Raw genomic sequence first — 25,798 nt, forward strand, 5'->3', positions numbered from 1 at the left:
CACCCCGCAGCAGGGAGGCGCTCCGCGATGAACATCCTGCTGCTCGTCATCTACGTCGTCTTCGCCGTCGCCGCGCTGCTGACACTGTGGCGCATCGTCGTCGGGCCGTCGATCCTCGACCGCGCCGTGGCATCCGACGTCCTGCTCACCGAGGTGATGTGCGTACTCGGGGCGGAGATGGCGATCAACCAGCACACCCGCACGCTGCCGGTGCTGCTCATCATCGCTGCGGTGGGGGTCTTCGGATCGATCTCGATCGCCCGATTCGTCGCGAGAAGGGACAACGTCGACCGATGAACGCTCTGTCTCGCCTTCCGATCGCGGCCGTGCCGGTGACGGATGCCGCCACCCCCCTCGAGGGCGCGCTCGATCTCACCGCGCTGATCCTCATCCTGGTCGGGGCGCTGCTGTGCCTCATCGCCGCGATCGGACTGCTGCGGTTCCGCGACGTGCCGACCCGTCTGCACGCCGCGACGAAGCCTCAGGTGCTGGGCCTGATCCTCATCTGCCTGGCGATCGCGCTGTCGCTGCGGTCATGGCCGGTCGTGGCGTTCCTCGTTCCGGTGGTGCTGATCCAGCTCGCCACCGCACCGCTGTCGGCGCACATGGTCGGGCGCCAGGCGTACCGCAACGGGACGATCGACGAGGCCGGACTGTACGTGGACGAGCTCGCGGAGTCCAAGCGCACGCCGCCCGCCGCGGGCGGCTGAACGCCGCACAGGAGACGAACGGGGCGATCGGTCGTACCCTGGAGAGAGACGCCCCAGACCCCGGCGTGACCGTGGCCCGCCCGCCACCCGCGCGTGACCGCTTCTCGGAGCCGTGAACGCCGGAGGCCGGTCCAGGCCGAGCTGCGCGCAGGGGGTCTGAAATGTCGGAGCACGACCACTCCTTCGGCCAAGCCCTGTTCGGTCGGCGCTGGCAGGCCATCGCGCCGGCATGCCGATGGATCGCCCGAACCTGGCGTCGCGCGATGCCACCGTGGCGCGGATCAGCGGAGGGTGAGAGGTCTCAGACGCCGTAGTCCAGCCACGCCGTCTCATCGAAGGGCAGGGGGTTGATCTCGAACGCTTCGAGCTGCTCGGCGGAACGCTCGATCACCTCGAAGCGGACAGGCAGCGTCGGCGTGACCAGGAGCGAGATGACGCCGTGACCGACGGTGTGAAACTCGACGAAGTCCGAACCTTCCCGCACGGCGGCGACGATCTCGCGCTTGGTCTGCTCGACGTCCTGCGAAGGATCCAGCAGGAATGTCTGGCCGTCGAATCGAACCTTGTTGACCAGCATCGTGCCCTCCGAGTTGCCGATCCCGAGCTGAGCGTGAGCTCTGGGTCGCGAGGCCGGGGTCGCGGGCGACGTTACACCCACCCCCCGGGGACAGGCGCGTTCGTGCGAGATCCACAGCGGGCGCCCAGGCTCTCGCTGGGTCAGCCGTCAGTTGAAGGATGGTGGGCTCAGGGCGCCCAGAGCTCGGCCGGGTGGGTCAGCCGCCACCACTCCGTGGGCGGATCGATCTCACCCTCGATCTCGAGGGGGACGGTGGCGGTGTGCGGTCCTGCCGTCCACGTGATGCTGCCAACGATCTCGCCGTCCTCATACGACGCGGCCGGCGTCATGCTCAGGGTCGATGTGATCGCCGTGTCGGACCAGGTGAAGACCGACGCCGTCTTGCTCACGACCACCTGAGCGGTCTCGCCCCACGCCGTCGTGAAGGTTCCGACCTCGACGCCGGCCCGCACGAGCTCGACCTCATGGAAGCCGTAGCGGATGCTGTCGAGCGTCGCGAGCACGTCCGCGTCGACGGAGTCTCGCGACCCGCCGCCGAGTCGTACACCGACCACGCTGAGAGGCTGGGCCGCTCCCACGTCGAGGGTGGCCGAGTAGAGCAGGTTGTAGGTGCCCGCGCCGAGATTCCCCGTCTTCAGGCCTGTGACACCGTCCCTGCCGAGCAGTGAGTTGGTGTTGTGCATGACGCCGAGGCCCGGCAGCCCGAGCGTCGGCTTGGCGAGGATCGGCGCGATGACCGGATGCGCCGCCGCGATCTTGCCGAGCGCGATGAGATCGCTCGGCGTGCTCGTGTTGCGCGGGCTGATGCCCGTGGGCTCGACGATCGTGGTGCCGCTGAGCCCGTTCGCGGCGAGCCAGTCGCGGGTCGCCCTCAGGAACGCGCCCTGCGATCCGAAGGCCCAGGTCGACACCGCGTCGGCGTAGTTGCTCGCCGATGGGATGAGCATCGTCGCGAGGGCGTCGTGGAGCGACATCGTGCTGCCGGTCGGCATCGCGGCGATCGTCGCCCCCATGACGTAGTACTCGTCGTAGAGATCGTGATCGGACTTGTCGAAGGTGATCGTCGGCCCGGGGTCACCCGGGCCGGCGAGCGGCTTCGCGTTCAGGATGACGAGCGCGGTGACGAGCTTGGTGATGCTGGCGATCGGCTGGGGATCGTTCGTCCCGCTCGTCTGCCAGATGCCGCTCGCCCCGGGCCCGAGGTACTCATCCGCGCCCGACACGCTGATCGCGGCAGAGCCCTCGGCGGGCAGCCTCAGGACGGCGGCGGACTGCAGCGGCACCGGCGGCGGCGTCTGCGCGCTCAGCTCGGGGTCGCTCACCGGAGCGGTCAAGGCCCAGCCGATGTAGGCACTGGGCACGCCGAGAAGGACGACGAGGATGATCGCCGTGATGATCACGCCGCGACGGCGTCGACGGTGCCGCACCGCCGGATCGACGAACGTCGCGGGATCGAGCACCTCTTCTTCGTGACGCATCAGCTCCGCGAAGTCGGACAGCTCATCCGGCGGCGGCGAGTGATGCGTCGTCATCTTCGGGCCCCATCGGTGATTTCGATCCCATCATGCCGCAACCCGTATGCCCGGGCGCACGCTTTCCCGCGGCTACGACGGCACGAGGCCGCCGCGATGGGCGACGACCGCCGCCTCGACCCGGTTGCGCACCCCGAGCTTCAGCAGGATCGCGCTCACGTATCCCTTCACGGTGCCCTCGACGAGGTGCAGCTGCTCTCCGATCTCGGCGTTCGACGCACCGGCCCCGAGGAGCGCGAGCACTTCGCGCTCGCGATCGGTCAGCACCGACAGGGCTTCGCGAGCTCCCGCGCCGCGCGCGCGGTCGCCCTCGCGGTAGGGCGCGATCACGCGGCGGGCGATGGCGGGCGAAAGATACGCGCCACCCGCTGCGACGGCGTGGACGCCCGCGATGAGCTCCCTCGGGTCGGCGGCTTTGAGAAGGAAGCCCAGCGCACCGCCGCCGAGCGCGCGCTCGACGTAGTCGTCTTCGCCGAAGGTCGTGAGGATCACCACGCGCGTGCTCGGGACCGTGGCGGCGATCGCCTCGGCTGCGCTGAGCCCGTCGAGCCGCGGCATGCGGATGTCGAGCAGCGCGACGTCGGGTCGGTGACGCTGCACTCCGTCGACGGCCTCGCGACCGTCGGCGGCTTCGAAGACGACCTCGATCCCGGAGTCGGACTCGAGGATCGCGCGCACGCCTGCCCGCATCATGGCTTCGTCGTCGGCGATGAGCACCCGGATCACGTCGCCTCCAGCATGAGCTTCTCCGTCAGCACGCCATCGTCGAAGCAGAGGCGGTACGTCGCGTCCGTGAAGTGCAGCCAGCCGTCACGCGCGGCGAAGTACTCGCATTCCGCGCCGTCGGGCACCGGCGGTTCCGCCACGATGGGTACCGGGCCCGGGGTCCCGGCCGGCAGGAGCGGCGCGAGTTCGTCGCGCGTCGAGCCGATGCGGATGTCTTCGTAGACGGCGGACGAGATCGCCGTCTGCGCGACGGTGATCGCCTGGACGACGAGGAATCCGACGAGCGTCAGTGCCACGAGTGACGCCGGGACGATCGCGGCCTGCAGCACCCGGCGCCGTGTGGTCTGGGCGTTGGACCTCAGCGCCGGATCGGGCGCACCGGTCGTGTCAGGCTGCCGGGTGCGAGGCCGCGAAGGTGCACGCAGCCGAAGCTCGAAGCCGTCGTCGTCGGGACCGGCTTGAAGGCTCCCGCCGAGCAGTTCGGCACGACGTCGAAGGCTCGGGATGCCGTGACCCCCGCCGGGTTCATCGGTCCCCGTCGATCGGCCCGAGCGCACCCATGCCGTGATCCGGTCCGTTCCGTCCCGCGCCACTCCCAGCGCCACGACCGCGCCCGGAGCGTGGCGGGCAGCATTGGTGAGCCCTTCCCTGACGGTGCGCGCGACGAGCTCCGCGATGAGCGGATCGACCTCTGCGATGGCAGCGTGGTCCAGGGTCGCATCGACCGTCATGCCCGCACCGCGGGCACCCGTGACGAGCGCATCGATCCCCTGACCGCCGAGCGGCGCGAGCCGGCCGGGGCCGTCCGGCCTGGTCATCTGCACCACGTCTCGAAGGCGGCCGCTCGCCCGGACCGCGGCTTCACGCAGTTCGCGGAATCGGTCCTGCTGATCCGGGCTAAGATCGCGCCCCAGCTCGAGTGCCCCCGCCTGCACGGCGATGAGCGCGAGCTCGTGGCCGATCGTGTCGTGCAGGTCGTCGGCGATGCGCGCGCGTTCCTCGGCCTGTGCACGATCGGCGAGGACCGCCGCATCCGATTCCCGCAGGTCCTCGCGGAGCATGCGGAACCGGCCGAGCCACCAGGGGGCGACGACGGTCAGGAGCGCGATGAGCACGCTCGCCATCCAATCGCCCAGCGGCGCGGTGCCGGGCATCAGGAACGAGACAGGAAGCGAGATCGCCAGAACGCCGCTGAAAGTGAGCACAGCGGGAAGGAGCGGAGTCATCCGTCGTCCGGCCAGATAGCCGGCGACCGCCGCCGGCGCGAGGGCGAGCACGAGGACCGAGTCGCCCCAGCGGGCCAGCGGCAGCGCGATCGACGTCGCGAGGAGCAGCAGCACGACGCCCAGCGGCGTCGGCCACGACCGGCGCCTCGCACGATCGGCACGGAGCATGTTCCCATCGTAGGAAGCGGGACTGCATCGCAAGACTGACGAAAGTCAGGTGAACACCATCCTTCCGTCGGATACCGGTCGGGCCCGTCCGTTCGTAGCGTCGGAGCATGGACCTCCTCGCGCTCCTGACGACCTTCGTGACCGACCTCGCGGCATCCCCCTGGGTCTATCTCGTGGTGCTCGTCGTGTGCCTCGTCGACGGCTTCTTCCCGCCGGTGCCGAGCGAGACCGTCGTCGTCGGCGCCGCCACGATCTCGGTGGCCACGGGCGAGCCCCACCTGCTGCTGCTCATCGGCGTCGCCGCGGTCGGGGCCATCCTCGGCGACAACATCGCATATCAGCTCGGGCGGGCGGTGGGCACGGAACGATTCCGGTGGATGCGCGCGAAGCGGGTCGCCACGACACTCGACTGGGCCCGCCGTGGCCTCGACAGACGCGGTGCACTGCTCATCTTCACCGCTCGCTACATCCCGGTGGGGCGCATCGCGGTCAACATGACGGCCGGCGCCACCGGCTATCCCCTCCGGCGCTTCCTGCCGCTTTCGATCGCTGCCGGCATGACCTGGGCCGTCTACTCCGCGGTGTTCGGCATCGTCGCAGGTCAGTGGCTGCACGACCAGCCACTCCTGGCCATCGTCCTCGCCATCGCGGTCGCGGCTGTCGTGGGCGCGGTGGTGGATGCCGTCGTCAGGCGCATCCTCCGGCGTGCGGCTCGTGCCGCCGACGTCGAGCCGGAGGCGGTTCCGGCTCAGACGGGAAGTCGGGACATCACCCTGCCGGCGTGAGGACGAGCGTGTCCGTCGCGGACGCGTCGACGGCGTCGGGCGTGAAGGCCCACGGCGTGAGCTCGGCTGCCTGCCAGGCCTTGGTCTGATCGACGTAGTTCGGGTGGAAGGCGTGGCCGCTCGTCCCGGTCAGGTGATTCCACCCCGAGGCGTCGAAGTCCGATAGATCGATCACCATGCGCATCGACGGGACGGTGATGGTGGCGAAGTCCGATCCGAGCGACCAGCCCGTCGCGTTGACGACCGACGAGCCGCCGCCGACCGGGTACGGGCCGCGGTTGAACAGCCACTCGATCGGCGCGATGCCGGACGTGCCGAAGGTGTCGTTCACGAGCGGGAGCGCATGCAGGCCGCCCCAGTTCCACCGCTCGGGCGTATCGCCCTGCAGGTCGATGAGCCTCTCGGTCGCATCGATCGCCGACCGCTCGAGCATCTCGTCCATGCCCGAGACGCCGAGCGCCTCGTTCGTCCACCAAGGCGACGCCGGGTCGTCCAAGAGTGCGTCGAACACGAGGAACATGCGACCCTGGTCGCTGAGCGGCACGCGGTTCTCACGCTCCGCCACGAACACGTTGCGGGCGAGGGTGTCCCACAGCACGTTGGCATACGCGGCGGCGGCCGAGTCGGCGGCGTTCTGGCCGTCCCACTCCCCCAGTAGGGCGAGCGCGGCATCCGTCTCGTCGTCTCCCGTGGTGACGTCGAGGTAGGCCGAGGTCAGCTGCACGCCGATGAACGAGGCGTTGTCGGCTTGGATCGCCCGCATGTCGTCGAGGGTGATCGGGCCGTTGGCGATCTTCCGCTGGATGAGCTCGGTGATGCGCGCAGCCCGCCAGCCGTAGTCCCAGTCCCGCGTGAGGAAGTACGGGTAGTCCTCTTCGACGATGGCGTTGTTCGCCGTGACGATGAAGCCGTCGGCCGGGTTGTAGACGACGGGCAGCTCCTCGAAGGGGATGAAGCTCTGCCACGCGTATGCGGAGTCCCACCCGGGCTGCGGCATCGAGCCGTCTCCCGCGCCGCGAACGGGCAGTCGTCCGGGCGTCTGATACCCGATGTTGCCGTCGACGTCGGCGTAGATGAGGTTCTGGGCCGGCACGTCGAACAGGGCGGCCGCAGCCCGGAAGTCGTCGAAGTCGCGCGCCGTGTTCAGCGCGAAGACCGCCGAAGCGGTGGTGCCCGGCTCGAGCGCCGTCCACCGCAGCGAGACGGCGTATTCACCGGCCGGGGCGTCCCCCGGAGCCGTCACCGTGCCGTCCGTGCCGGTGAAGGGGTCCTCGGCCATCGCCGTGAAATCGTCGGTGAGCCCTGAGACGATCGGGCCATTGACGGTCGAGCGGATGTCGAGCTCGACGTCTTCGCCGCCGGCGACCTTCAGTGTCTCGGTGCGCTGCTCGAGCGGCACGAGCGCCCCGTCGTACCAGGCGGAGTCGCCTTCGATCTTCTCGAGGTACAGGTCGGTGACGTCGGTGGTGAGGTTCGTGAATCCCCACGCGACGCGGTCGTTGTGGCCGATGATCACGCCGGGCACGCCCGAGAAGCCGAATCCGGCGACGTCGAACGGGCATTCCTCCGAGACAGCGCTGCACTTCAGCTGGATCTGGTGCCACACGCTGGGCAGCGACGCCCCGAGGTGCGGGTCGTTGGCGAGCAGCGGCATCCCCGACTCGGTGTGGTTGCCCGACACGACCCAGGAGTTCGAGCCGATGCCCTCCCCGACGCCGCCGACGAGCGCGCCGACGGCCTCGACCACGCCGTCGACCTCTGTCCACTCGATGGACGAGGTCGCCGCGTCTTCTTCGGGCGCGGTGACGCGCTCGCCGTCGGGCACGGTGCCGACCGGCAGCACCGACGAGATCTGAGGCACGATCACGGGATTGCGGTCGAAGGGATAGGCCGGATAGAGCTCTTCCATATCGGCCTGCGTGAAGTCCGGTGCGATGACCGCGCGCTCGGTCTCGTCCTCGATGTTCGAGCGCAGGTCCCAGGCCATCGCCTTCAGCCACGCCACGGAATCGGCCGGCGTCCACGGCTCGATCTCGTAGTCGGCGTTCTGCAGCCCGAGCACCGCGTATTCGAACGACGCGTCGGCGCCGTCGTGGTCCGCGAGGTACGCGTTCACGCCGTCGGCGTACGCCTCGTAATAGGCGCGCTCCGACTCGCCGAGCGCCTCGACCTCCTTTTCCGCGATCTCGCGCCAGCCGAGCGTCCGCAGGAACGCGTCGGTGCCGAGCTGCGATTCGCCGAACAGCTCCGCCAGGCGGCCGCTGGTGACGTGCCGGCGGAAGTCCATCTCCCAGAACCGGTCCTGTGCGTGGACGTACCCCTGCGCGTAGAACAGGTCATGCGTGGAGTCGGCGGTGATGGTCGGGATGCCGAGACTGTCGCGCTGCACCGTCACCTGCTCGTCGAGCCCCGACACGGCGACCTCGCCGCTCAGCTCGGGAAACGACCGCTCGACCGTGAAGACGACGAAGCCGACGGCGATGAGCACCAGCACGACGAGACCCGCGAGGACGCTGTACAGCGTGATGCCGATCGTCCGGCCGATCGAGCGGCGACGTGGCGGTGCGGCATCCGTCTCGTGATCGATCGTGGTGATCGGCGCGGTGGCGGTCTTCGACATTGAAGTCTTTCGGTTCGGGAGGGCGTACCCGGTGTCAGGCATCGCGATACCCGGTCTCGCGCCTTCGGGTGGCGCGTACCGGTGTTCGAATCGTACCTCCACCGCCGACGCCCGCTGAATTCCGCGGAACTGTGGCCGAATCGGCCGGGGATCGCGAGCTCTCCGCGTGCCGCGGTGAGACCTGTCAGTCGGTGCCGGAGTCGAAGGCGGCCGCTTCGTTCGCGGCATCCGTCGCCTCTGCGAGCTCCTCCTGCGCGGCGCTGAAATCGTCGCCCCGCTCGGCGATCTCTTCGGCTCCGCCCTGCGTGAGGTGGCCGACGAGTTCGCCGGTGGCGCCGCCGATGATGCCGGCGGCGGCGTAGTGCTCGAGGCGGGTACGCGAGTCGGCGATGTCGAGGTTGCGCATGGTGAGCTGGCCGATGCGGTCCGTCGGGCCGAACGCGGCGTCGCCGACGCGCTCCATCGAGAGCTTCTCGGGGTGGTACGACAGGCCCGGGCCGGTGGTGTCGAGGATCGTGTAGTCCTCACCGCGGCGCAGCCGCAAGGTCACCGAGCCGGTGATCGTCGAGCCCACCCACTTCTGGATCGACTCGCGCAGCATGAGCGACTGCGGCTCGAGCCAGCGGCCCTCGTACATGAGGCGGCCGAGGCGGCGACCCTGCTCGTGGTACGTCGCGAGGGTGTCTTCGTTCAGGATGCCGTTGACCAGGCGCTCGTACGCCGTGAACAGCAGCGCCATGCCCGGCGCCTCGTAGATGCCGCGTGACTTGGCCTCGATGATGCGGTTCTCGATCTGGTCGCTCATGCCCAGCCCGTGGCGGCCGCCGATGCGGTTCGCCTCGAAGACGAGGTCGACCGGGTCGGCGTACTCGACGCCGTTGAGGGCGACCGGCCGGCCGGCCTCGAAGGTGACGGTGACGTCTTCCGTCTCGATCTCGACGGCCGGATCCCAGAACCGGACGCCCATGATCGGCTCGACGGTCTCGAGCGAGATGTCAAGGTGCTCGAGGGTCTTGGCCTCGTGGGTGGCGCCCCAGATGTTGGCGTCGGTCGAGTACGCCTTCTCCGCCGAGTCGCGGTACGGGAAGCCGTGCTCGACGAGCCACTCGCTCATCTCCTTGCGGCCGCCGAGCTGGGTGACGAAGTCGGCGTCGAGCCACGGCTTGTAGATGCGCAGGGCGGGGTTGGCGAGCAGACCGTAGCGGTAGAAACGCTCGATGTCGTTGCCCTTGTAGGTGGACCCGTCGCCCCAGATGTCGACGCCGTCGTCCTTCATCGCGCGCACGAGCAGGGTGCCGGTCACGGCACGCCCGATCGGGGTCGTGTTGAAGTAGGTGCGGCCGCCCGAGCGGATGTGGAAGGCGCCGCACGCCAGGGCGCCGAGGCCCTCTTCGACGAGGGCGGGCTTGCAGTCCACCAGGCGAGCGAGCTCGGCGCCGTAGGTGAGGGCGCGATCGGGGATGGAGGCGATGTCGTCTTCGTCGGGCTGACCGAGGTCGCCCGTATAGGTGCAGGGCACCGCGCCCTTGTCGCGCATCCACGCGACGGCGACGGAGGTGTCCAGTCCCCCCGAGAAGGCGATGCCGACGCGCTCGCCGACGGGCAGGGACTGGAGGACCTTTGACATGGCACCCAGTTTAGTGAGCGGCGGATGCCTCGACCGGCGCGTCCTCCTCGCCCGGAGCTCGCCTGCTGCGGCGTCCCCACCACACGACGAACGTCCCCACCGCAAGGATCGCGACGGCGATGCCGATCACGTAGAGGATGACTCCGGGGTATCCGGCGATCGGCACGAGGGCGAGGTTGTTCGGGTTGAGGAACGGGTACGGGTACCAGAAGGCCTCGCCGTTGGTGGGGTTGGTCACGAGGAGTCCGCGGATCATCGTGTAAATGACCCAGACGATCGGGAACGCGACGATCGCTCCGAGTGCACGCCAGGGCAGAGCCCGGCGAAGCGGCCCGAACATGACGTCCGCGAGGAGGAACAGCGGGCCGACGAGGTGAAGGACCTCGTTCGACCACCACACCGGCTCGCTGCCCTGCGGCAGCTCGACCTGGCGCAGCAGGAGGTTGTACACGATCCCGGTGACGATCATGTAGGTGCTGACGCTGGCGAGCGCGACGGCGAGACCGACAGGCTCGCTGCTGTCGGTGCTGTCGGTGCTGTCGGTGCTGTCGGTGCTGTCGGTGCTGTCGGTCCGTCGGGGCGACGTCGATGACGACGCGGGGCGCGCCCGGGTGAAGAACCATACGGCGGCCCAGAGCAGCACGATGGCTGCGGCTGTGTTGGAGAGGATCGTGAAGAAGCTGAAGAAGTTGGCGATCGTCACGCCGACATCGCGGCTGAGCTCTTGAGCGGTGCCGACGGAAGCGGCGAGCTGACGCACGATCGCCGCGACGAGGAGCGCGCCCAGGAGTGCCCGTGCGGCGTACCACACCCGCGTGCCGGTCGGTGTGTGCATGCGGCCACCATATCGGCGGGTGCATCATCGTGCGGCGTGATCTTCGGCGCGTGGGGCCGGCGTTGCTGGTGGGTTGGCCGGCCCGCACAGGGGTGGCATCGGTGGCGGGGCGGCTGGCCATGGGGATGCGTTGCCCGGCCCCGCACAGGGGTGGCATCGGTGGCGGGGCGGCTGGCCATGGGGATGCGTTGCCCGGCCCCGCACAGGGGTGGGGATCGGTGGCGGAGCGGCTGGCGTTGCTGATGGGTTGGCCGGCCCTTGCCAGGTTGGCAGGGCCGGGCGGCCGCTGGTCAGAACGGTGCGTCGCCGGTCCCATTCGACGAGGTCGCACGGAAGACGGGCACCCTGCGCTCCGGTTCGACAAGGTACTGGCGTCCGGTTGGAGATGTCCAGCGGATGGCGCCGCCTGACTCCGCGACCTGTTCGATGGTCCAGTCGGTGTGATGTCGGACGATGTGATGCCCCTTGCAGAGGGGTGCGAGGTTGTCCAACGCCGTGTGCCCGAGTCTCGCCCAGTCGATGTTGTGGTCGACCTCGCAGCGCGAGGCGGGCATTCCGCATCCGGGACCCATGCAGCGGTCGGCTCGCCACCGGGCGAGCTTCGCAAGGGCCGGCGGTGGTCGGTAGCGATCGCGGCCCACGGAGAGGACCATCCCGGTCTCCGGGTGGGTCAGGACGCGCGTCCAGCCGGTCGCGCTGCCCGCCAGCTCTTTCGCGACGGTGAGCGGAATCGGGACCATTCCCTCGATCACCGGAGGTTCGATCGCCGCGGCTGCGCGAGATTCGTCGGTGTCGTGCAGCAACGCCAGTGCCGGGACCGTGACGGTGACCGTCGCCGTGATCCCTCGTGCGGCTTCGGGGTGCAGGTCCGTTCGTCCGTCGACGAGAAGGTCGAGGATCACGTCGGTGCGGACCTGCTCGAGGGTTCGGCGATCGGGCGCAGCACCCGCATCGGGTACGTCGGCGGCGCGGATGGCCTTCGCCATTCCGGTGGCGCGGGCATGGACGGCGTGGATCGCAACGATGGGCCCGTACACGTGGAGCCAGCCCATCCCGTCATCGGCGGCTTCGATGACGCTGCGTCGCTTCGTGACGGCATCCTCGTAACGCTCCCTTAGTGTCGCTGACCGGGCGGTGTCGATGAGCGTACGCAGCTTGCGACGAAACGTACCGACCGGCTCGCGCTCCGCCAGCTCGAGTCCCTTCGCGAGCACGGTCGCGTGAAAGCCTGGCTCGATCTCCGACAGCGCGGTGACGAGAACACGAGCGTGATCCTCCGTGATGCTGGCGCGTTCCATGGAGCGCAGCACGGGCGGGAAGGAGTGCACCATCGCTTCGGCGAACGCCAGCAGACCGCCGGCAGCGTGCTCGGTGACCCGCAGGGCGGAGGCGAGTTCCAGCCGCACTCCGCGCTCTACGACATCCGTCAGCACGCGCCCGTTGCGCGTGGCCTCGGCGAGCGCTTCTCGGCGCATCTGATCGATGCGCACCAACCGTTCGGCCGCGAACACCGTGATCATGCCGGCGACCTCGAGCACCCGGTCGACCTCGTCAGGGAACTCCTGATCAGGGAGCTCAGGGTCGATGAACATGCTTCGACTTTAGAACATACGTACGACATCGATCCCGCTCGCGGGACGTCATCAGAACGAGGGCGCCACGATCTCGATCTTCAGATCGAGGCGGCCGATAGTGAAGAAGAACGGGGCGGGAACGGGCGGGAGACGTCTTTCCCGGAATGCAGACAGCGCGCGCTTCGCCCAGGGGACGTGTGCGGCGGCCGCGACGAAGAAGACATGGAGTCGGCGAGCGCTCTGTGCCGGGTCGGACCACTGCAGCGACGGGCTGCACATGCCGCCGCGATACCAGCCGTCCTCGTCCTCCTCCGGGTCGAGGATGAGATCAGGTTCCGGCCAGTCCTCGAGGCGTATGCCGCGAGAGGCGGATCGTGAAAGCCAGATCCCCTGCGACGGGTACGGCTGCTTTCCGAAGAGGTTCGAATCTCGCGTGAGCGCCAGGAGGAATCCTCCGTCATCGGGCACCGGCTTCACGACGGAATCGTAGAAGCCGACGGCCGCGTCGCTGAAGACGACCGGCGCACTCCACCCTGTCTCGCCGTCACGGCTTCGCGAGTACAGGATGGTGTGCTTCCCGTTTTTGTCATCCCCGACGTCTGTCAGCGCGAGATAGCGCATGTGCCAGAACCCGTCGGCGTATTCGACCTTCGGCTCGAGCACTCCCTCCACTCCCCGCAAGCCCTGGACCTCGATCGGCGCGGGGCGGCTCGTCCACTCGCCGTCCTGACGCTCGAGGAAGCCGATCCGGTAGGGCGCTCTGGTCGACAGCACCGTTTCTGCTGTCCGCCCGGCGTGGTAGATGCGCTCGACCGGTCGGCCGTCCACTTCGCCGGCGACGTAGCAGACCGAGTGCATGCAGCGGTTCCAGCTTCCGCGCGCCGGCTGGTCGACGATCCAGCGGGCACGTGAGCGGCTCCGGTCGGCCATGACGAATTCCCAGTCGTCCGAATCGAGCGGATCGCCCTCCGGCAGTCTTGCGGTCAGGATGTTCGTCTTGAAGCCGAAACCCATGCCGCCGATGAACATCGTCCAGCGACCATCCAGCCACACCACGCACGGGTCGCTCATCCCCAGCACGTTGCGGACCGGGGCGTAGCCCGATCGCATGTCCAGCAGTTTCGCGAGCCCGACCCGACGAACCAGCATCCGCCTCTCCATCGACCACATCCTCACACCCCGTCTCGTCTCGGCCTAGCCCCGGATCATCCCTCGCGCGGCGGGGCGTACGGGTGAAGAATGCCGGTACGACCGCGTCGACGACGCGCTGTCAGGAGGTCACGATGTCGTTTCGCACACCGATGCGCCGCACGGATGACGGAGAACCTCGTGTCGGTGACCGCTGGCGTTCGGCTGCCGTCGTCGGCGGTGCCGCGGCGATGATCGGGATCCCCCTCCTCGGGCCGGTGCTCGCCGGCACCAGCGAGGGAGCCGACGAGCTCGATACCGAGATCACTCCACCTGACTACGCCTTCGTCGTGTGGGCGCCGATCTTCGCGGCGACCGCTGCCAACGCGATTCAACACACGATCCACCCGGATGCGGCGGCGAACCGGCGAACCGGCTGGTGGCTCGCCGCCGGATACACCATCACCGCCCTGTGGTCTGTCGCCGCGCAGAGCGGTCGGTTCCGTTACACGCCCTACATCCTTCCCGCGGCGGCCGCCCTCACCGGCATCGGCTACGCCCGTGCGCGATCCGGGCCGCTGCGAAGACTCGGTGACCGGATCCCCGCCGACAGCGCCGGACTGCTCTTCGGCTGGATCAGCATCGCCTCCGTTGTGAACGGCTTCGCCGTCCAGCGACGGGGCGCGTTCTCGACCACCACGCGCACGGGTCGACGACTCGCTCGCACCTCGCTCGCCGTCGCCGCGGCCGTACTCTCCGGAATCATCGTCGCTGGCCGCCGCGGCTCTGCGTCGCTCGCCGCTGCCAGCGGATGGGCGTTCCTCACCAGCGCCGCCAATTCCGAACGAACCCGCGCCACCCGAGTCGTCAACGCGGTGAGCGCTGCGCTCGTCGTCGGCGCGGCTGTCGCCCGGCTGCGTCCACAGCGCAACTCCTAGCGGCGCTTCACCTGCCGACATCCCGCGCGCGTCCGACTGCCGCGGCGAATGTCAACCCCGTGGAGGTTCTCTTCTGCGCTTGTTCAGCTGACCCCTCAACAACGAGATGAGGAGCGGGCAATGAAGGCAGTGGTGTTCCGAGGACCGTTCGAGGTGAGCGTGGAGGACGTCGAGGATCCGCGCATCGAGCAGCCACTCGATGCGATCGTGCGGATCACCACGACGAACATCTGCGGATCCGATCTCCATCCCTATGACGGTCGCGCCCCGATGGAATCGGGAATGATCCTCGGGCACGAGAACATGGGCACCGTGGTCGAGGTCGGTGCGGGCGTCGAGCGGATCCGCGTGGGCGACCGCGTCTCGGTGCCCTTCAACATCGCGTGCGGCACCTGCCGCAACTGCAACGAGGGCTACACGTCTGCGTGCCAGCGCGCGAATCCCTCGGGCATGCCCGGTGCCGGGTACGGCTATCCCAAGATGGGGCCGTACCAGGGCGGTCAGGCGGAGTTCCTGCGCGTGCCATGGGCCGACTTCAACCTGCTGGAACTGCCGGAAGGCAACGACTTCGAGAACGACTTCACGATGCTCTCCGACATCTTCCCGACGGGCTATCACGGCACCGAGATGGCGCACGTCAGGCCGGGAAGCTCGGTCGCCGTGTTCGGCGCCGGCCCCGTAGGCCTTCTTGCGGCGCACAGCGCCATGATCAAGAGGGCGGCGATGGTCTTCGTCGTCGACAAGGAACCCGACCGGCTCGCTCTCGCGGAACAGTTCGGGGCGATTCCCATCGACTTCGCGCAGGCTGATGTCGAGCAGACGGTCCTCGACGCGACCGACGGGCAAGGGGTGGATTGCGGCATCGAAGCGGTCGGGTACCAGGCGCACGACCACTCCGGTCAGGAGCATCCCGAGATGGTGCTCGACAACCTGGTCAAGGTGGTGCGGGCCACCGGCGCGATCGGCGTCGTGGGCGTCTACGTCTCGCAGGACCCGGACGCCGCAACCGACGAGGCGAAGGAGGGCCGCTACGCCTTCAACTTCGGCGCAGCCTTCGAGAAGGGGCTGAAGTTCGGAACCGGCCAGTGTCCCGTGAAGAAGTACAACCGTGAATTGCGGGATCTCATCATCCAGGGTCGCGCCGCTCCCGCGAAGATCGTCTCGCACGAACTCTCCCTGGACGAAGCGCCCGACGCGTACCGACGCTTCGACCAGCGGGAGGACGGCTGGACCAAGGTGCTTCTGCGACCGGCGGCGTGATCCGACGGCACCCTGGCTGCGCCTGCCCGCCCGCCGACATCGTGCCCCGCGATCCCCAGCCGGAGGGTCCTCTCCCGCTGCCCCGATAGGATGGGGTGTAACCGTCCGATAACGGGGGAGTAGCCCATGCCAGGCATCGTGATCGTCGGAGTTCAGTGGGGGGACGAGGGCAAGGGCAAGGCCACCGACCTGCTCGGTGAGCGCACCGACTGGGTCGTCAAGTTCAACGGCGGCAACAACGCCGGTCACACGGTCGTGATCGGCGATGAGAAGTACGCGCTGCACCTTCTGCCCTCCGGAATCCTGTCGCCCGGTGTCAACGCCGTCATCGGCAACGGCGTCGTGATCGATCTCGAGGTGCTCTTCGCCGAGCTCGAGGCGCTGCACGCTCGCGGGGTCGACACATCGCGACTCCGGGTGAGCGCGAATGCGCACATCATCACGCAGTACCACCGCACGCTCGACAAGGTCACCGAGCGCTTCCTCGGCAAGCGTCAGATCGGCACCACCGGTCGGGGGATCGGTCCGGCGTACGCCGACAAGATCAACCGCGTCGGCATCCGCGTGCAGGATCTCTTCGACGAGAACATCCTCCGCCAGAAGGTCGAGGGCGCCCTCGACCAGAAGAACCACCTGCTGGTCAAGGTCTTCAATCGTCGCTCGATCACGGTCGACGAGATCGTGGAGGACCTGCTCGCCTATGCCGAGCGCCTGCGCCCGATGGTCGCCGACACCTCGTTGCTGCTCGGCGACGCGCTCGACCGCGGCGACGTGGTGGTGTTCGAGGGCGGACAGGCCACGATGCTCGACGTCGACCACGGCACCTACCCGTTCGTCACGTCGTCGTCGGCGACCGCCGGCGGCGCGTCGACCGGTTCGGGGATCGGCCCCAACCGCCTGGACCGCATCATCGGCATCGTGAAGGCGTACACGACCCGCGTCGGGTCGGGACCGTTCCCCACCGAGCTCTTCGACGACAACGGCGACTTCCTCCGCTCGCGCGGCTTCGAGTTCGGCACGACCACTGGCCGTCCGCGCCGGGTGGGCTGGTACGACGCCCCGATCACGCGGTACGCCACGCGCATCAACGGCATCACCGACCTCGTGCTGACGAAGCTCGACATCCTCACCGGCCTCGACCGCATCCCCGTCTGCGTCGCGTACGACGTCGAGGGCGAGCGGTTCGACGAGGTCCCCGTGAACCAGTCGGACTTCCACCACGCCAAGCCGATCCTCGAGTACTTCCCGGGATGGAAGACCGACATCTCGGGTGCTCGCACCTTCGAGGACCTTCCCGTCGAGGCGCAGGAGTACGTGCTGGCGCTGGAGAAGATGAGCGGCACGCGCATCTCGGTGATCGGCGTGGGTGCGGCCCGCGACGCGGTCATCGTCCGCCACGACCTCGTCGACTGATGCGGTTTCTCGTCGGCGGGTACACCGCCGGCATGGACGGGCGGGCATCAGGGATAGGCATGCTGCTGGCCGGCGCGGCCGACGAGGCATCCGCCGGCGGACAGCTGGCGTTCGCCGGCGAGGTCGTCCGCGCCGACTCTCCGTCGTGGCTCGCACCGCACCCCGGCTCCTCGACTCTGGCGCGGGGGGATGTGATCTACGCCGCGCTCGAGGAGCGAGGAGAGGTCCAGGCCCTCCGCCGCACGGGCGAGGCGACCTTCACGCCGCTGGGCGCACCGGTCGAGGCGGGTGAGGCGACCTGCCATGTGGCAGTCGCTCCCGACGGCTCGTTCCTCGTCGCCGCTTGCTGGGGCGACGGGCGCGTGGTGCGCATGACGCTGGATGCCGCGGGCCGTCCGTCCGCGCCGGTCATCGCCGACGAGGCCACCGATCCATACGGCCCGGACGCGCACGGGTCCGCCTCCGAGCCGATCCGTCCGGGAGCGGGGGGACTCGACCTCGCGGCGGCCGCCCGTGCCCTGCGGGAGGCGGCCGGTGACGAGTACGCGCACCTCGTGCCCGATCACGACCGGCCGATCGACGACCCGCTGAGCGACGTCGCCGACGAGACCGCGTCCACACGCCCGTCGCGTGCGCACCAGACCGTCTTCCTCCCCGGCGGGCTGATCGCTACGACGGACCTGGGCCTGGACCTCGTGCGCTTGTGGACGATGGCCGCCGGCGGCCTTCGGCCGCGCCAGCAGGTGGCGCTGCCGAAGGGCAGCGGTCCCCGCCACATGGTGTGGCACCCCAGCGGTCACCTGTATGTCGTCACTGAGCTCTCGTGCGAGGTCTTCGTCCTCGCGCCCGCGGTCGATGGCACGTGGCGTGTGGTGGGCGGCACGCCGCTCGGCGGCACTCTGCCCGGCGATGCTGCCGCCGAGCTGGCGCCGTCGCGCGACGGCGAGTTCCTCTACGCGGGGGTGCGCGGCAGCAACACCGTCGCGACCCTGCGCGTGCGCGGCGCGGGTGAGAGCCTCGGGCCGGTCGCTCTGGTGGACGCGGGCGTGGACTGGCCGCGCCACCACAGCGTCGTCCGAGACACCCTGCTCGTGGCGGGGCAGCGGTCCGACGAGGTCGTCTCGCTCACGCTCGACCTGCGCACCGGCGTGCCCGGTCGTGTCCGGCACCGCACGGACGCGCCCACGCCGACCTGCCTGCTTCCGCTCGGCTAGATCTTCGCGTCCTGCTTCGGGATGAAGACCTGCTTGATGATGAGCAGGATCGACGCCGTCACGGGAATGGCGACGAGCGCGCCCAGCAGCCCGAGGAGCGTGCCACCGACGAGCGCGCCGATCACCACGAGCGCCCCGGGGACCGAGATCGCACGGTTCATGACCTTCGGCGTCAGAACGTAGGCCTCGAGCTGCATGTAGACGAGGTAGATCACGGCGAAGATGAGGGCGGGCAGCCAGCCGGTGAAGAGCGCGATCACCGTGGCGAACATCCAATAAAGGACCGAGCCGACGAGGGGGATGAGCGTGATGCAGAACGCCACGACGGCCATGAGGGCGGGGAAGGGCAGACCGAGGAAGAGGTGGAGGAAGAACGCGACGACGGAGTTGCAGAAGGCCAGGATCACCATTCCCATCAGGTAGCCCCCGATCGAATCCGTGATCCGCTCGGTCAGCTCGGCGGCCTTCGCGCGGTTGCGGGCGGACGCGAGCCGGTTGAAGGCGACCTTCATGGTGGGCAGCGACGCCAGGAAGTACAGGCTCAGCACCAGCACGATGATGAGCCCGGAGATCGTCGTGCCGACGTTGATGGCGAAGTTGAGCACGCCGCCGCCGATCGCGGCGATGTTCGCGGGATTCGTGAGGAACGTCTCGACCTGCTGCAGGATCGTGCCGACCTGGGGGCCGAAAGTGCTGCTCAGCCACCCGTAGATATCGGACTTCTGGAAGTTGTCGACGGTCTGCGGCAGATCGGTGAAGAACTGGGTGATCTGCGAGACCAGCGCCGGCACGACGAGCAGCAGCACGCCCGCCAGCACGATGGCGAAGGCGGTGTAGACGATCACGATTCCCCACGCGCGCTTGATCTTGTGGCGCTCGAACCACTGCACGACCGGGTCGAGCCCGAGGGCGGCGAACAGCGCGAAGACGATGTAGATGATGATCGTCGACAGATTCCAGAACGCCAGTCCCATGGCGACGGCGACCAGGCCGCCGAGGGTGACGAAGAGGCCGACGCCGAACGGCTGATTGAGGTTGGCCCAGAAGGTGCGGGATGCCGGGGCCTCCCCGGAGCGCGCAGCCACGGCATCCGGCACCGCCGTTCCCTCCGCGTGGGCGGCATCCGTGCCCGCCGTGGGAGGGGCAGACAGCGGCTGGGTCGCCTCGGTGGCTGTCGCACCGAGCGAGGGCGAGGGGTCGGTCATGGGGTTCACTCTAGGGCCGGGTATGGTCGGGGGCGAGGAGGAGTTCATGACCGAGGATCCGACGACGACGCTGGCGCGGCTGCGCAGCAGCATCGACAACATCGACGCCGCGCTGGTGTACATGCTCGCTGAGCGGTTCAAGGCCACGAAGCAGGTGGGGCACCTCAAGGCCGAGCACGGCATGCCGGCCTCCGATCCGGCGCGGGAGGAGCAGCAGGTCGCGCGTCTGCGCAGCCTCGCCGAGCAGGCCGACCTCGACCCGGCGTTCGCCGAGAAGTGGTTCAACTTCGTCGTCGCCGAGGTCATCCGGCACCACACCGAGGCCGCCGACCGCCGCTGACTCCTCGACGGGCTCGGGAATCTTCACCGCGGCACGGCGTGATCGGTGCCCGCGTCGCCCTACGCTGAAGGCATGCCTCGCGAACTGCCGATCGGAAGCCTTCTCGAATCGGAGGACGCCCGTCCGGCGCGCGTCCTCGCACACAAGCTCAACCGGCACACGTTCTGGTGCGGGCAGAGCGGGTCGGGCAAGACGTTCGCGCTCGGCGTTCTGCTCGAGCAGGTCCTGCTCCATACCCGGATGCCGCTGGTGGTGCTCGATCCGAACTCCGACTTCGTCCGGCTCGGCGAGGTGCGCGACGATGCGCCCGAAGCGGAAGCGGCGCAGCTGAGTCAACGCGACATCCGGGTGCTGCGTCCCGGCGGAGCAGGTGTGGCACGGTCGCTGCATGCCCGATTCCTCGACATGCCCGTCCGCTCGCGTGCGGCGGTCGTGAACCTCGATCCCGTGCACGACGCCGACGAGTACAACGGGCTGCTCCAGGTCGAGGCCGAGGTGCCGCTCATCGAGCAAGGCCGCCTCCTCGAGTTCCTGCGCTCCAGCGGCGACGCCATGCGCCATCGCCTCGCGATGCGCCTCGAGAACCTCGGCGTCACGGACTGGAACCTGTGGGCGTGGGGGCACCGGAGCGTCACCGATGAGATCGATGACCGCCCCGACGCGACCGTGGTGGATCTCGGCGGATTCCCGACCCAGGCGGAGTCCCGCACCGCCGCACTCGCTGTTCTGGATCACCTGTGGGAGACGCGCGAGGAGCGCGTCGGCCGGCTCATCGTGATCGACGAGGCCCACAACCTCTGCCGTCCCGACCCGGCCACTCCGCTCGAGGCGCTTCTGACCGAGCGCATCGTTCAGATCGCCGCCGAGGGCCGCAAGTACGGGCTCTGGCTACTGTTGTCGACCCAGCGGCCCTCGAAGGTCCACCCTGACGCGCTGTCGCAGTGCGACAACCTCGCGCTCATGCGGATGAGCTCGCCGCGCGACCTCGGCGAGCTCGCCGACGTCTTCGGCTACGTCCCCGCCTCGCTGCTGGAGCGCTCGCCAGGCTTCGCGCAGGGCCAGGCCCTGTTCGCGGGCGGCTTCGTCGAATTGCCTGCGCTCGTCCAGGTCGGCAACCGGCTGACGCACGAGGGCGGCTCGGACGTCTCGGTGTCGCTGCGCTGAGGCCTGCCTGAACGACGGATGCCTCGACCCCGCGCAGTCGCGGGGTCGAGGCTTCCGTCATCCGCGCCGAAGCCGAGGCGCGGGCCTTTCGACGGGCTCAGGGACTGCCGTTACGGCACCGCCCGCCGCAGGGTCAGGTACGAGATCCCGCCGAGCAGCACCGTCACGACGAGGCCCCACAAGGCGAAGCCGAGGGGTCCGGCGTCGACCATCCCCGTCCAGACCTGGCCCCACAGCTCCATGCGGGTGATCGCCCAGACCGCGATCACGAGGATCGCGGTGATGCCGGCCCACACGATCGACAGCAGCATGGGACCGAACCGCTTGTAGATCGTCGCCGACCAGAATCCGAGCATGAAGATGAGCATCGCCATGACGAAGTAGAACAGGCCGGCGGCAAGCGTGCCGCCGGACACGACCCAGTCGAGCGCGAAGAAGTAGCCGTTGATACCCCACCCGTTCGTCGCCTTCTCGACCACCGCACCGATCGCGAAGACGGCCGCCAGCAGCACCGCGCACATCGCTGCGGCGAGCATCGTGCCGAAGAAGAACTCGCGGCGCGTCACGCTCATCGCCTGCGAGAACGGGAACGTGAGGGTCAACGACGAGATCCCCACGAACAGCAGCACCCACAGCGGAGCCTGCGAGCCGCCGCCGTAGAACGGACCGGGGAGCCCCGCGGTGTACAGGATCGCGTAGATCGCGATCGATATCGCGAACGAGGAGCCGAGCACGATCAACGGCACCCAGACGAAGGTCTGCTTGTTGATCAGCTGCATGCGTACGACGTTGACGGTGCGATTCATCGCAGTGCTCCTTCGTCGAGGGTGGATGCCGTCTCACCGGCGTTCGCCGCGTGCGCGGTGGTGGTGCGCACGATGAGCTGCTGCAACGACACCGGGGCCACGTCGAGTCCCGCAGCGGCGAGGCGCTCGCGGTCGGCGAGCGAGAGCGCGCCGAGCACGGTGACCGAGGCCACGTTCCCCAGCTTCTCGCGGTGGATGACCTGGCGGCCCGCGACGAACGCCTCGACCGCCGAGGCGTCGCCCACGATGTTCGCCGCCCGGTCGCGGATGGCATCGGTCTCCTCGTCCATCAGGATGTGCCCGCGGTCGATGACGAGCACGCGCTCGATGAGGTTCGACACCTCGTCGATGAGATGGCTCGAGAGGATCACGGTTCGCGGGTGCTCGGTGTAGTCCTCGAGCAGCCGGTCGTAGAAGATCTGGCGTGCGACCGCGTCCAGGCCCAGGTAGGGCTCGTCGAAGAACGTGATCTCGGCGCGTGCTGCGAGGCCGATGATGACGCCGACCGCCGAGAGCTGACCGCGCGACATCTTCTTGATGCGCGTCTTCATCGGAAGCTGGAAATCGTCGATCAGCCGCTGCGCGAGGTCTTCATCCCAGTTCGGGAAGAACAGGCGCGCCGTCCCGAAGGCGTGCTTCGCGAGCGCGTCGTCGGGGTACTTCTGGCTCTCGCGCACGAAGCACATGCGCGAGAGCGCCTTCGCGTTCTCGTACGGGTTCATGCCGAACACGCGCACTTCTCCGCTCGTCGCGAAGTTCTGCGCGGTCAGGATCGACATCACCGTCGTCTTGCCCGCGCCGTTGCGCCCGAGCAGTCCGTAGATGGTGTCCTTCTCGATCGTGAAGCTCACGTCGTCGACCGCGAGGGTCTCGCGGTATCGCTTGGTGAGGTTCTTCACCTCGATCACGTGTGTCATTGTGTCTTCCGTTTCAGTCGGCGTGCGCCGAGGCGCGGTCGTTGATGAGGAGGGTGAGGTCTTCGGGGCCGAGGCCGAGCTTGCGGGCCTCGACGAGGAGCGGTTCGACGAACCGGTCGGCGAAAGCGGTGCGACGCTCGGCGAGCAGCAGCTCGCGGGCGCCCGGCGCGACGAACATGCCGATGCCTCGGCGCTTGTAGAGCACGCCCTTGTCTGTCAGCATCGCGATCCCCTTCGCAGCCGTGGCGGGATTGATGCGATAGAAGCCGGCGAGCTCGTTGGTCGACGGCGCCTGCGCCTCTTCGGCGAGAGATCCCTCGATGATCGCGTCCTCCACGCTCTCGGCGATCTGGAGGAACAGTGCCCGGCCTTCTTCGATCACATCGTCCGCTCTGGTCATTTGGTTACCTACTTGAGTAACTAACCACATAAGCGAAGACGATGTCAACAGATGAGCGAGGGGCCGACTTGCGGCTGCGTGTTATCACGCGCGTGCGCGCTAACCCCGTCCCCGCTCGCCTGTCGAATTTGCGACTCCATGCGGGGGCATGAAACGTTGGATCAGGCCCGAATGCGGGCCATCCCGACCAGTCCGCGCTCCCGCCGGCATCATGGGGATGCTGCGCCGGTGAGCGTACGGTCGGCGGCCTTTGCGCGGATCCGACATCCGCCGCCGTGGTGCTCCCTCCGGGTGAGCCTGTGTGGCCGCCACCCGGGCGTGACCGCTGCAGCCCCTGCACCGGGCTGCCGAGGTGCACAGTGTCCACACCGAACGTCCCCGCGACGCCTGCCGTCGAGGCGAAGAACATGTTCAAAGTCTTCGGGCGCCAGCCGAAGGCCGCCGTCGAGCGACTGCGCTCCGGCAGCACGCGCGCCGAGGTCGCCGACGCCGGCACGGCTGCGGTGATCGATGCCAGCTTCACGGTGCAGCCCGGCGAGATCTTCGTGATCATGGGGCTCTCCGGATCAGGCAAGTCCACCGTCATCCGCATGCTCAACGGACTGCTCCCGCCCACCGCGGGAGAGGTCCTCGTCCAGGGGCAGAGCGTGACGAACGCCTCGGCGAAGGCTCTGCGCGGCATCCGGCGCCGTTCGATCTCGATGGTCTTCCAGCACTTCGCGCTGCTGCCGCACCTGACCGTGCTCGACAACGCGGCGTACGCCCTCGAGATCCAAGGGGTGGGCCGCGAGGAGCGGCGGACGCGAGCGCGCGAGATCCTCGAGAAGGTCGGACTCGGCGACCGCGCCGACGCGATGCCCGATGAGCTCTCGGGCGGGATGCGCCAGCGTGTCGGCCTCGCGAGGGCGCTCACCGCGGGATCCGACATCCTGCTCATGGACGAGGCGTTCTCGGCGCTCGACCCGCTCATCCGACGCGAGATGCAGGAGCAGCTCGTGGAGCTGCAGCGCGAGCTCGGCCGCACCATCGTCTTCATCACGCACGACCTCAACGAGGCGATGTTCCTCGGCGATCGCATCGCGGTCATGCGCGACGGCCGCATCGTGCAGAACGGCACGCCCGAAGAGATCCTCACCGACCCGGCGAACGACTACGTCGCGCAGTTCGTGCAGGACGTCGACCGTGCCCGCGTGCTGACGGCAGGCTCGGTCATGGCACCGCCGGTCGCCACCACTCCGGTCAGCGCCGGCGTGCGCGGCGCGCTGCGGGTCATGCGGGACCAGCAGGTCGGCGCCGTCTCGGTGATCGAGAACCGCCGTTTCGTCGGGACCGTCACCGACCGCGCCGTGATCCGCGCCGTCAAGGACGGACGCACCGATCTGCGTTCTATCGTGCGGCGCTCGCAGCCGGTCGTGCACCGCGACGACCCGCTGACCGATGTCGTCGAGCGTTCCGTGGAGAGCCCGGTGCCGGTGCCCGTGGTCGACGACAGCGGCCGGCTCGTGGGCGCGATCCCGCGCGTGACGCTCCTCGCGGCGCTGGGCAACGTTCCCACCGTCACTCGAGAGAACCCCGTGATCGAGGCGCCGGCGACGGTGCCCGCCGCCGAGCTGACGCAGACCCTCGAAGAGATCACCGACTCGCCGGTGACGACGCCGCACGTCGTCTCGGCGACGGAAGGAGGAGTGTGATGGGAGACTTCCGCATTCCCCTCGGAGACTGGGTCGACGCGTTCGTCGACTTCCTCAGCGATGGACTCGGATGGCTGTTCGACGGCATCGCCACCATCCTCTCGGTCGTCTACGACGGCCTCGAGTGGACGCTGCGCACACCCTCCTTCTGGGTGATCATCGCGATCTTCGCCGTGCTGGCCTTCGCGGTGAAGGGCGTCAAGCTCGCCCTCGGCACGGTGCTCGGTCTGCTCCTGATCGTCTCGATCGGGCAGTGGGAGAACGCGATGGACACCCTCGCGCTCGTACTCGTGGCATCGGCGATCGCCATAGCCATCAGCATCCCCGTCGGGATCTGGGCGGCACGCAACGAGCACGTCTCCCGTGCGGTGCGCCCCGCTCTGGACTTCCTTCAGACCATGCCGGCGTTCGTGTACCTCATCCCTGCGATCATCTTCTTCGGCGTCGGCGCTGTGCCGGGAATGATCGCGACGATCATGTTCGCGCTCGCCCCGGGTGTGCGGCTCACCGAGCTCGGCATCCGCGGCGTGGACAGAGAGATCGTCGAGGCGGGGCACGCCTTCGGTGCAACCCCAGGCCGCATCCTCCGCCAGATCCAGCTGCCGCTCGCGATGCCCAGCATCATGGCCGGCGTCAATCAGGTGATCATGCTCAGCCTGTCGATGGTGGTCATCGCCGGCATGGTGGGCGCGGGCGGCCTGGGTGGCGAGATCGTGCGGGCGATCGGGCGCATCGACGTCGGACTGGGCTTCGAAGCGGGGGTGTCGGTCGTGATCATCGCCATGATCCTCGATCGCCTCACGTCTGCGCTCGCTGCTCCGCGCGTCCGCCGCCGCGGCGCCGCGCGGTTGACCGCCGGAGGGTCAGGCGCCGCCGACGCTGTCGACGAGGTCGAGCGCGAGGCCGCGAGCCCGCGCCGGCAGCCCACCGCGCTCGGCTGAC

Annotated in this window: 24 protein-coding genes; 11 read left to right on the forward strand and 13 right to left on the reverse strand. The window is 68.8% G+C overall.

Annotated elements, in window-relative coordinates:
• Positions 1 to 27 precede the first annotated feature (27 nt).
• The gene (locus tag WYM_RS16895; RefSeq protein ID WP_019182029.1) at positions 28 to 297 is read left to right on the forward strand and encodes a monovalent cation/H+ antiporter complex subunit F; all 270 of its coding nucleotides are present in this window, start codon (positions 28 to 30) and stop codon (positions 295 to 297) included.
• Positions 294 to 710, forward strand: coding sequence for a monovalent cation/H(+) antiporter subunit G (gene mnhG / locus WYM_RS16900; protein WP_019182030.1), 417 nt, complete (start codon positions 294 to 296; stop codon positions 708 to 710). Before WYM_RS16895 ends, mnhG begins: the two co-directional genes overlap by 4 nt.
• A 301-nt stretch (positions 711 to 1,011) precedes the next feature.
• On the opposite strand, the gene WYM_RS16905 is transcribed toward mnhG, so the two are convergent.
• The 4 genes from WYM_RS16905 to WYM_RS16920 all read right to left on the reverse strand — a co-directional run bounded on the left by WYM_RS16905 (position 1,012) and on the right by WYM_RS16920 (position 4,939).
• A complete protein-coding gene (locus WYM_RS16905) occupies positions 1,012 to 1,287 on the reverse strand; it encodes a hypothetical protein (RefSeq protein WP_019182031.1) in 276 nt (91 codons plus the stop codon).
• Between the two features lie 167 nt (positions 1,288 to 1,454).
• Positions 1,455 to 2,819 (reverse strand): D-alanyl-D-alanine carboxypeptidase family protein, encoded by a 1,365-nt coding sequence (locus tag WYM_RS16910; RefSeq protein ID WP_019182032.1) that lies wholly within the window; start codon positions 2,817 to 2,819, stop codon positions 1,455 to 1,457.
• A gap of 72 nt (positions 2,820 to 2,891) precedes the next feature.
• On the reverse strand, positions 2,892 to 3,545 hold the full coding sequence (locus tag WYM_RS16915) for a response regulator transcription factor (RefSeq protein WP_019182033.1): 654 nt from the start codon (positions 3,543 to 3,545) through the stop codon (positions 2,892 to 2,894).
• Positions 3,542 to 4,939: a sensor histidine kinase gene (locus WYM_RS16920; RefSeq protein WP_019182034.1), complete on the reverse strand. Its 1,398-nt coding sequence runs from the start codon at positions 4,937 to 4,939 to the stop codon at positions 3,542 to 3,544. Before WYM_RS16920 ends, WYM_RS16915 begins: the two co-directional genes overlap by 4 nt.
• Positions 4,940 to 5,046: 107 nt before the next feature.
• Between WYM_RS16920 and WYM_RS16925 the strand changes: the two genes are divergently transcribed.
• Positions 5,047 to 5,724, forward strand: a complete 678-nt coding sequence (locus WYM_RS16925) for a DedA family protein (RefSeq protein ID WP_019182035.1) — start codon at positions 5,047 to 5,049, stop codon at positions 5,722 to 5,724.
• Here WYM_RS16925 and WYM_RS16930 read toward each other — a convergent pair.
• The 5 genes from WYM_RS16930 to WYM_RS16950 all read right to left on the reverse strand — a co-directional run bounded on the left by WYM_RS16930 (position 5,708) and on the right by WYM_RS16950 (position 13,529).
• Positions 5,708 to 8,344, reverse strand: a complete 2,637-nt coding sequence (locus WYM_RS16930; RefSeq protein WP_019182036.1) for a penicillin acylase family protein — start codon at positions 8,342 to 8,344, stop codon at positions 5,708 to 5,710. The two genes, WYM_RS16925 and WYM_RS16930, sit on opposite strands and share 17 nt — an antisense overlap.
• 184 nt (positions 8,345 to 8,528) lie before the next feature.
• On the reverse strand, positions 8,529 to 9,971 hold the full coding sequence (argG, locus tag WYM_RS16935; protein WP_019182037.1) for an argininosuccinate synthase: 1,443 nt from the start codon (positions 9,969 to 9,971) through the stop codon (positions 8,529 to 8,531).
• A gap of 10 nt (positions 9,972 to 9,981) precedes the next feature.
• The gene (locus WYM_RS16940; RefSeq protein WP_019182038.1) at positions 9,982 to 10,806 is read right to left on the reverse strand and encodes a Pr6Pr family membrane protein; all 825 of its coding nucleotides are present in this window, start codon (positions 10,804 to 10,806) and stop codon (positions 9,982 to 9,984) included.
• Positions 10,807 to 11,096: 290 nt separating this feature from the next.
• The gene (locus WYM_RS16945; RefSeq protein WP_019182039.1) at positions 11,097 to 12,398 is read right to left on the reverse strand and encodes an HNH endonuclease signature motif containing protein; all 1,302 of its coding nucleotides are present in this window, start codon (positions 12,396 to 12,398) and stop codon (positions 11,097 to 11,099) included.
• 51 nt (positions 12,399 to 12,449) lie between these two features.
• On the reverse strand, positions 12,450 to 13,529 hold the full coding sequence (locus WYM_RS16950; RefSeq protein ID WP_019182040.1) for a sialidase family protein: 1,080 nt from the start codon (positions 13,527 to 13,529) through the stop codon (positions 12,450 to 12,452).
• Between the two features lie 134 nt (positions 13,530 to 13,663).
• On the opposite strand from WYM_RS16950, the gene WYM_RS16955 reads away from it, so the two are divergent.
• From WYM_RS16955 to WYM_RS16970, 4 genes are all read left to right on the forward strand, one after another.
• Positions 13,664 to 14,446, forward strand: a complete 783-nt coding sequence (locus tag WYM_RS16955; protein WP_157525324.1) for a hypothetical protein — start codon at positions 13,664 to 13,666, stop codon at positions 14,444 to 14,446.
• 120 nt (positions 14,447 to 14,566) lie between these two features.
• Positions 14,567 to 15,706, forward strand: coding sequence for a glutathione-independent formaldehyde dehydrogenase (locus WYM_RS16960; RefSeq protein ID WP_019182042.1), 1,140 nt, complete (start codon positions 14,567 to 14,569; stop codon positions 15,704 to 15,706).
• A gap of 126 nt (positions 15,707 to 15,832) precedes the next feature.
• A complete protein-coding gene (locus WYM_RS16965; RefSeq protein ID WP_019182043.1) occupies positions 15,833 to 17,119 on the forward strand; it encodes an adenylosuccinate synthase in 1,287 nt (428 codons plus the stop codon).
• Complete coding sequence (locus WYM_RS16970; protein WP_026059895.1) at positions 17,119 to 18,333, forward strand: lactonase family protein; 1,215 nt, start codon at positions 17,119 to 17,121, stop codon at positions 18,331 to 18,333. Before WYM_RS16965 ends, WYM_RS16970 begins: the two co-directional genes overlap by 1 nt.
• Here WYM_RS16970 and WYM_RS16975 read toward each other — a convergent pair.
• The gene (locus WYM_RS16975) at positions 18,330 to 19,538 is read right to left on the reverse strand and encodes an AI-2E family transporter (protein ID WP_040569474.1); all 1,209 of its coding nucleotides are present in this window, start codon (positions 19,536 to 19,538) and stop codon (positions 18,330 to 18,332) included. The two genes, WYM_RS16970 and WYM_RS16975, sit on opposite strands and share 4 nt — an antisense overlap.
• A gap of 46 nt (positions 19,539 to 19,584) precedes the next feature.
• Between WYM_RS16975 and WYM_RS16980 the strand changes: the two genes are divergently transcribed.
• Both WYM_RS16980 and WYM_RS16985 read left to right on the forward strand, forming a co-directional pair.
• Positions 19,585 to 19,878 (forward strand): chorismate mutase, encoded by a 294-nt coding sequence (locus tag WYM_RS16980; RefSeq protein WP_026059896.1) that lies wholly within the window; start codon positions 19,585 to 19,587, stop codon positions 19,876 to 19,878.
• Positions 19,879 to 19,950: 72 nt separating this feature from the next.
• Positions 19,951 to 21,042, forward strand: coding sequence for an ATP-binding protein (locus WYM_RS16985; RefSeq protein WP_019182047.1), 1,092 nt, complete (start codon positions 19,951 to 19,953; stop codon positions 21,040 to 21,042).
• Positions 21,043 to 21,152: 110 nt separating this feature from the next.
• Here the strand turns inward: WYM_RS16985 and WYM_RS16990 are convergent, their stop codons facing one another.
• Genes WYM_RS16990 through WYM_RS17000 form a run of 3 tightly spaced genes read right to left on the reverse strand, consistent with a single transcriptional unit; the run spans position 21,153 to position 23,147 of the window.
• A complete protein-coding gene (locus WYM_RS16990) occupies positions 21,153 to 21,848 on the reverse strand; it encodes a hypothetical protein (RefSeq protein ID WP_019182048.1) in 696 nt (231 codons plus the stop codon).
• Positions 21,845 to 22,765 (reverse strand): ABC transporter ATP-binding protein, encoded by a 921-nt coding sequence (locus WYM_RS16995; RefSeq protein ID WP_019182049.1) that lies wholly within the window; start codon positions 22,763 to 22,765, stop codon positions 21,845 to 21,847. The genes WYM_RS16990 and WYM_RS16995 overlap by 4 nt, the downstream gene beginning before the upstream one ends.
• 13 nt (positions 22,766 to 22,778) lie before the next feature.
• Positions 22,779 to 23,147, reverse strand: a complete 369-nt coding sequence (locus WYM_RS17000) for a GntR family transcriptional regulator (RefSeq protein WP_026059897.1) — start codon at positions 23,145 to 23,147, stop codon at positions 22,779 to 22,781.
• Between the two features lie 425 nt (positions 23,148 to 23,572).
• On the opposite strand from WYM_RS17000, the gene WYM_RS17005 reads away from it, so the two are divergent.
• Together WYM_RS17005 and WYM_RS17010 are read left to right on the forward strand one after the other, a co-directional pair.
• Entirely contained in the window at positions 23,573 to 24,856 is a 1,284-nt protein-coding gene (locus tag WYM_RS17005; RefSeq protein WP_051008166.1) for a quaternary amine ABC transporter ATP-binding protein, read from the forward strand.
• Positions 24,856 to 25,797, forward strand: coding sequence for an ABC transporter permease (locus tag WYM_RS17010; protein WP_019182052.1), 942 nt, complete (start codon positions 24,856 to 24,858; stop codon positions 25,795 to 25,797). Before WYM_RS17005 ends, WYM_RS17010 begins: the two co-directional genes overlap by 1 nt.
• Position 25,798: the final 1 nt, after the last annotated feature.

The sequence above is a fragment of the Microbacterium yannicii PS01 genome, assembly GCF_000304335.1.
GTDB classification, from domain to species: domain Bacteria; phylum Actinomycetota; class Actinomycetes; order Actinomycetales; family Microbacteriaceae; genus Microbacterium; species Microbacterium yannicii_A.